Here is a 6,409-nt window from a genome sequence, read left to right on the forward strand (position 1 = left end):
CATTTCACTCATACTAATTTCCTATAAATAAGCTAGTTTCGGTCCACGAACACCGATAAACTGTTGTTGTTGTGTAAGTACTTTCCCTGCATCAGCATTTGCCTGAAGTTCAGTATATAAATCAACTAAATGTTTTTTTGTTAAGTCACGACCACCAAGACCATAAATATAACCAGAAAGAAGCATTTTAGAGTCTGTATTAAATAGTGAACCAGCAATTTCATTAAATAATGCACCCGGTGTTCCACCTGGAGCCGAACGGTCAAGTGCAGCTACTGCTTTTACATCTTTAAGAGCATCAGCCATTGCCATAAATGGAAAAGGTCTAAATACACGAAGACCTACAACACCCGCTTTAATACCTTTTGTTCTCATCTCTTTTGCCACTTCACGAGCAGTCTCAACAGAAGTACCCATACAAACAACTGCTACATCAGCATCATCCATATCGTACTTTTCTACTTGATTGTATTTTCTTCCAGTAAGTTTTTCAAATTCAGCAAATGCTTCATCAATTTTACCTGGAACAATAGTCATCATATCATTATGTTGACGCGCTTTATGTTCAAAGTGCCAATCTTCTTCAGTTTGTACACCATGTGTTACAGGATGTTCAAGATCAAGCATATCGTTCATTGGTTTATACTCACCAACAAAACCAAACGCAGTATCATCATCCATAGTATGTACACCTTGTGCAGTATGTGAAGTCATAAAACCATCTTGATTTACAATAGCTGGAAGTCTCACATCATGATCTTCACTCACTTTAAATGCAATAAAATTTAAATCATACGCCTCTTGAGGATTGTAAGCATCAAATTGAATCCAACCACTATCACGAACCATATACATATCTGAATGGTCACCATTTACATTAAGTGGAGCAGCTAATGCACGGTTTACAAGGTTAAGTACAATTGGTAAACGCATACCAGATGCTTGGTAAAGTGTTTCTGCCATAAGAGCAAGACCTTGAGAAGCAGTTGCAGTAGCAACACGCCCACCTGCAGCAGCAGCACCAATACACCCTGACATTGCAGCATGCTCTGACTCAACCATTACAAATTCACCCTCTACATAATTGTCAGCTTTGAATTTTGCAAATCCTTCAACAATCCCAGTAGATGGTGTAATAGGATACGCAGAAACAACATCCACTTGAGATTGTCTCAGTGCTTGTGCAGCGGCATAGTTGCCATCCCATACTTCAATATCTTTTAATTCCATTTTATCAAATGCCATCTATTTCTCCTTCTCTTCTTTGCTCGGCCATTGAGCAATTTCTGTCTCTTCATCCGCTTTTTCAGGAAACATAAGAAGTGATTTTGGATTTGTTGGACAAACCTCAACACAGATACCACACCCTTTACAGTGATCCATATCTATACCTATCATTTTCTTGTCTCTTGAAATAATTGAAATATCTGGACAATAAACCCAACAAAATTGACAATCAATACAGTAATCTTTATTGAAAACTGGTTTCTCAATTCTCCAATCTGCTACTGATGCACTAAATGAACTATTTTGTGTGTAGTTACGGTCTTCTTGAAGAGTTCTAACAACATCACCTGCTTCACCCTCAAATGTACGAAGCATTGCTCCGATTTCAAATTCGTCCCAACCTGTATTTGCCATCATCAGCTCCTTATTTCACTTCGTCATATGCACGTTGAATTGCAAGCATATTTGCGTCAACGATTTTTTGAGGTAATTTTGCAAGAATTCTTTTCATATTCTCTTTAAAGAATTCTATATCATACATCTCAGATATTTTCATAAATGCACCAAGCATAGGTGTATTTGGAATAGCACGACCAATAGTCTCTTGCGCAATTTTAATACAATCTACAGTATAAATTGTTTTCCCCTCTAATTTTGGTTGCGAAGCTATGAGCTCTTGTGTACTCAAATGTGTTGTAATGATATAAATAGTGTTTTCTTTATCATTTACAGTAACATCAGAAGTATAAACTAGGGCAGGGTCAATTACAAATACATAATCCGGCTCCATATACTTTTCATGATTCATGATAACTTTATCATCAACACGGTTATATGCAGTCATTGCAGCCCCACGCTTTGCCGATCCATAAAATGCAAATGCTTGAACTTGCTTACCAGTTGTTGAAATAACATCTGCTAAACCTTTAGCTCCAGTTACAGCACCTTGACCTGCACGGCTATGCCATCTAATTTCTAGCATAAATTCTCCTTCAATTTTTCAAGAAACTTTAATTAAAATATTTAAGTCCATTTAGCTGTATTTTAGGCAACTAGCACTTAAATATAGCTTCATATTGCAACTAAGCGGAGGCTGTAAGTTAAGAGTGTGCATTTTTTCTACTAAAAATGATAATTCAAAGAAAACTCAATTCTATCCTTTAGAGGTAAAATATGAAGTTTTGTATTATCCCCTGACATAAACATATCGTCCATGAAAAGTCCAAGAAAATTTCCAACTGCCATATTAACAAACTGATCGCCCAAAGAATGCCCCCCCTCTTGAATTCTTGTAAGAGCTGTATAACTTGAGAAGTAATAACTTGCACCAACAATAGTATATTTTCCAAGTGCTGGAATATTCATCTGCGCAACATTACGCCGTGTCATTGCAGAACCTGCAAATGGTTCAAGTGCGTGATGTGAGCCAAGAGCTGTTGTATGTCTACCATCAGGGGTTGTTTTTCCAACAGTTTCAAGGCTAAGAACAACTGATTTTGAAAGAATATATGTAGACTCTTCAACGACAAGTCGTTTTATTTTTTTTGTTGTATTTCCATCATCATCTACCAATCCAGCCGTCGTGAAAGTAAGCACACTATTTAATTCACGATATACATCGTCTCTATCTGTACAGTCTTTAGATGAAATTTTAATACATTGTATAGGTTTATGTTCCATCATATATTTTGAAATATCATTATCATACTGTGTTGTATAAAGAACAGCACTCCCAAGTGCAGGTGCCCAGGTGAGAGGATCTACTGCAGCATTATAAGATGCTTGTTCTGTTTTTTTCCATGAAAGATTTAATGAGGAGCATCCATTAATAGCCAACAGTAAGAATATAGAAGATAAAATAAAAAATAGTTTCATAAACATCTCTGCACCTTCTCAAGATATTTTATCGCCTCATAAGCGTTTTGACACAGGATATTAGTATAATACTTCAAGACCTCTTCTTTACCATATCCACACAACACTCCTATACTATTTACACCTGCATTCTTTGTAGCAAGAAGATCCATAGTAGTATCACCTATCATCCAAACATCCTTATCTTTTGAATTTAACTGCTGCAGCGCCTGTAAAATGGGTTCAGCGTTTGGTTTAGGATTTATAACATCTTCACGCCCAATAAGCACTTTAAATTTATCCATAAGTCCAAAATGCTCCATCAATACACGAGAGTACTTACCCGTTTTTGTAGTAACTATCCCTAACTCTGCAAATGTACTTGCAAGAGTAACAGCCTCTCTTGCATGCGGCAATAAAACTGTTTTTTGCGTCGATATTTTTCTATAATGTTCTTTATATGTATCTACAAAATCCCATACTTTCTCTTTGCTCACCCCTAATTCTTTGTACATTACATCAAGGGGATGACCTATCAATGCTTTTATTGCTTCATCTGTGGGATGAGGGTAGTTGAGCAGATCAAAAGAGTTATGAAAACTCTCCAAAATCGCCTCTGTTGAGTCTATAAGTGTTCCATCTAAATCAAAAAGTATTATCATCTATTTATTTCTCCCAGCTAATATAATTGTGCCATATCCCACTCAAAGCAGGTTCAATATGTTTTATATTTTTATTTACAGCAGTAATAGAATTTGGAATATATAAAAATAGATAGGGATTATCATCTACTATCATCTTAAACATCTCCTGCCACATCTGCCCTAATTTTTTTCTATCTATCACTTTTTGTGACTTTGCTATAAGTTTATCAAGTTTTTTATTGCGGTAGCCTACAAGATTAAAACCACCAGGCTTATCACTGGCACTATCCCAAAAAATATAGGGATCAGGTGTAGGAGAGAGTCCCCATCCCAGGAGTACCGCATCAAATTTATGTGGAAATACGACCATATTTAAAAAAGCCTGCCACTCCATTACTCGTAATGTTACTTTTACCCCTGCTTTTTGCAGTTGGTACTGTAAGATTTCTGCCGCATAGGGTCGAATAGAACTTGCGTTTGAGGTTACTATTTCAAATGAAAATGGATGTTTTGCATCATATCCTGCCTCTTTCAAAAGCTCTTTTGCTTTTTGAATATTTTGTGTCGGTACTTTTACATTAGGGTTAAATGCCATTGTCCCTGGTAAAAAAGGACCGCTACAGACTTTTGCATGTTTAAAAAAGAGAATATTTACAAGCTCTTGACGATCTATTGCCAAAGAGAGTGCTTGACGAACGCGTGCATCTTGAAACTTTTTAAGGCGAAGATTAAAACCAAGATAAGTGTAAGAGAGAGAAATTTTCTCATAAATATTAAACTTCTTAAAAAAGTCAGCACCAAGTTGTCTCTGCATTACAAGAGGTTCAATACTTCCAATATCTAACTGTCCATTTTTTAGCATCAAAAGTCTAGTCATAGGGTCAGGTATAACATGAAAAGAGATTTTATCTATCTTCGGACGCCCCTCAAAATAATCATCAAACGCAGTGAGTTCTATATTTTTAGAGAGTTCAAGTTGTGTGAGTTTATAAGGACCTGTACCTATGGGATGTGTATTAAACGACGAGGTCATAAGATTTTTCTCATTTTTTAAAATATGCTCTGGTAAAATCCCCATCATCCAAGTCTCTAAAGCTTTAAAATATGGCTCTTTATAATCCACTTCTAAAGTATATTTATCTAAAACTTTCACATCTTTTACAAAACGAAATCCTGCACTATATGGTGAAGCTACCTTGTCTGAGGTCAAAACTTTATAGGTAAAAAGTACATCATCTGCACTAAAACTTTTACCGTCTTGCCACTTTACATTTTTTCGTAGTTTAAAGATGAGTGTTGTTGCATTTTTAAAATAGAACTCTTTTGCCAAATCCCCAATGATCTCTTTAGAATCTTTGTCATACTTCACAAGTCCATTAAATATAAAACCAGTGATTTCAGACGATGAAGAATCCGTAGCAAGAAGAGGATTTAATCTTGCCGGATTTGATGATGTTGCAAGCTGCAGCGTTGAAGCCGCAAGTGACAAGGAGAGTAAAAAAATGCTAACAAAATACTTCATCTACTGAATTGCTTTTCCATTTACATAGAGTTTTGCGTCATGCAGTTGTATCTTAAAAACTACACTTTTTTTCTCTTTTTTCGCATACGAAGAGATTACTCCTGCCATTGGTGAATTTTGAACTAACTTATCATACATCATTTGTGAAAGTTTGATATTTGAATCCAGTTTTAAATTTGAAAGCAAAAGTAACGGTGACATTTTGACTTTTTGTGAAATATTTTCATCTTTATTTACTACCAAATTAAGATTCATCTTCAATGCACCATAATTTTCTTTTTTATTTACTACAACATCGGCTAATGATACATCTGAAATATCAATTTTCAAACCTTTTTCTAAGAGCTTAAGCAGTGCTTCTTGCATCTCTTTTTGCCCAGCTACTGCGTTTATATTTGTTGTTTTATTTAAAAGATTACTTATATCTTCCATTGGTTTTTGAGCCAGCCCTTTTAGAGTTACATCACTATTGAGTTTTTTAACATTAAGGGAGAGTTGTTTTGAGCTTATATTGAGTGTTTTAAACGCAGTGTGTGACTTCATTGTAACGCGTTCTTTATTTGTTGTTGCGTTTGAAGATGTCTGGAGTTTTTCTACAGAAATATTAAGGTCGTCCTGTGTCCCATCTATAAGAAAGTGCATCTTTTTAAACTCTACTGCACTCTTGTAATTATGAAAAGAGACGAAAGTGTTATTTTCTTTAAAATCTTCAAGAGAGAGCAGTGCTCGTTCTCCTTTTTGAGTCGCTTCAAGACGCATCGTTTTTATTTTTGAATCAATACTTTTTGCAGAAAGCAGATCACCCTCCCCTTTGAAGTTTGTTCCTAAAAGTTTTAGAGTTACATCCGAACCATTTTGTAGTTTGTAAACTTCATTTATATCTTTTACATAGCCTTTAAATTTACTATTTATAAGATTATAATCCACATGATAGAGCAGACCTTTTGCCTCTAAAAAAGCACTAAATTTATTGTAAAAATTAATATCTTCAGTTTTTAAAGAATCACTTACCTTTTTTGAAAGCTTTAGTGGATAGACATCAAAGTTGATTGATTTTGCAAACGGAATATTGCTATATTTTAAATCAACACCAATAACTGTACCATCAAGTTCTGATTCTGTAGCTACTGGAAGCTTCCTATGTGCATGAGTATTTACATAG

Annotated in this window: 7 protein-coding genes; all 7 read right to left on the reverse strand. The window is 35.1% G+C overall.

Going from position 1 to position 6,409, the window contains the following annotated elements; translation table 11 throughout:
* Window positions 1-21 precede the first annotated feature (21 nt).
* Window positions 22-1,245: a 2-oxoacid:ferredoxin oxidoreductase subunit alpha gene (locus tag MVY38_RS10360; protein WP_297485909.1), complete on the reverse strand. Its 1,224-nt coding sequence runs from the start codon at window positions 1,243-1,245 to the stop codon at window positions 22-24.
* Complete coding sequence (locus MVY38_RS10365; protein WP_297485911.1) at window positions 1,246-1,641, reverse strand: 4Fe-4S dicluster-binding protein; 396 nt, start codon at window positions 1,639-1,641, stop codon at window positions 1,246-1,248.
* Window positions 1,642-1,651: 10 nt separating this feature from the next.
* Complete coding sequence (locus MVY38_RS10370; protein WP_297485913.1) at window positions 1,652-2,209, reverse strand: pyruvate flavodoxin oxidoreductase subunit gamma; 558 nt, start codon at window positions 2,207-2,209, stop codon at window positions 1,652-1,654.
* 140 nt (window positions 2,210-2,349) lie between these two features.
* Entirely contained in the window at window positions 2,350-3,102 is a 753-nt protein-coding gene (locus MVY38_RS10375) for a hypothetical protein (RefSeq protein ID WP_297485915.1), read from the reverse strand.
* Window positions 3,099-3,743: an HAD family hydrolase gene (locus MVY38_RS10380; protein WP_297485917.1), complete on the reverse strand. Its 645-nt coding sequence runs from the start codon at window positions 3,741-3,743 to the stop codon at window positions 3,099-3,101. The genes MVY38_RS10375 and MVY38_RS10380 overlap by 4 nt, the downstream gene beginning before the upstream one ends.
* 4 nt (window positions 3,744-3,747) lie before the next feature.
* Window positions 3,748-5,247 carry a peptide-binding protein gene (locus MVY38_RS10385; protein ID WP_297485919.1) on the reverse strand — a complete coding sequence of 500 codons (1,500 nt, stop codon included), beginning with the start codon at window positions 5,245-5,247 and terminating at the stop codon, window positions 3,748-3,750.
* Window positions 5,248-6,409: DUF945 family protein (locus MVY38_RS10390; protein ID WP_297485921.1), on the reverse strand; the 1,162-nt coding region annotated here is incomplete at its 5' end.

This window comes from Sulfurimonas sp., assembly GCF_027056685.1.
In the GTDB taxonomy this organism is placed as follows: Bacteria; Campylobacterota; Campylobacteria; order Campylobacterales; family Sulfurimonadaceae; genus Sulfurimonas.

Excerpts from the sequence above, each read along its gene's own strand:
- MVY38_RS10380 (WP_297485917.1), bottom strand. The coding sequence starts at position 3,743 with ATGATAATACTTTTTGATTTAGATGGAACACTTATAGACTCAACAGAG.
- MVY38_RS10370 (WP_297485913.1), bottom strand. The coding sequence starts at position 2,209 with ATGCTAGAAATTAGATGGCATAGCCGTGCAGGTCAAGGTGCTGTAACT.
- MVY38_RS10365 (WP_297485911.1), bottom strand. The coding sequence starts at position 1,641 with ATGGCAAATACAGGTTGGGACGAATTTGAAATCGGAGCAATGCTTCGT.
- MVY38_RS10385 (WP_297485919.1), bottom strand. The coding sequence starts at position 5,247 with ATGAAGTATTTTGTTAGCATTTTTTTACTCTCCTTGTCACTTGCGGCT.
- MVY38_RS10360 (WP_297485909.1), bottom strand. The coding sequence starts at position 1,245 with ATGGCATTTGATAAAATGGAATTAAAAGATATTGAAGTATGGGATGGC.
- MVY38_RS10375 (WP_297485915.1), bottom strand. The coding sequence starts at position 3,102 with ATGAAACTATTTTTTATTTTATCTTCTATATTCTTACTGTTGGCTATT.